Genomic DNA, 375 nt, shown 5'->3' on the forward strand with positions numbered 1-375 from the left:
GTTTATATCGTTTCGGTTTGTTCTGCCTGATTGATCAGTTGCTGCAATAACTGTTGGTCTTTTGCGTTTTGAAGTTGTGCCCGAAAATCCTTGAACGGCTGCAGAGATGGTTCCGACTTCAGAGCATCAGCAAAGTCCATGTGGCTGTTTCGGTTGGCATGATCGATGGCTTTCTGCAGTGGGCAGTGAGCAAGCATATTGGGGTGCTGCTTGATCAGGTAAATCAGGGAGCTGACGGAGGTACCATGACTTTCACCGATATGTTTTTTGAGCATGCTGGCCGGATCCTGTGTTTGAGTCGCTAGCCGCTCGATGATCTCAGCCGGTACTTCTTCTATCTGCAGTAGCCAAAACGATTTGTCCGCGCTCTGGATG

The 375-nt window shown here is 49.1% G+C and carries 1 protein-coding gene; it reads right to left on the reverse strand.

Annotated elements, in window-relative coordinates; all coding sequences use genetic code 11:
- Nucleotides 1–2: 2 nt before the first annotated feature.
- The coding region (locus Q4563_RS16990; protein ID WP_303605328.1) for a hypothetical protein at nt 3–375 on the reverse strand (373 nt) is incomplete at its 5' end.

This window comes from Gilvimarinus sp. 1_MG-2023 (assembly GCF_030548285.1).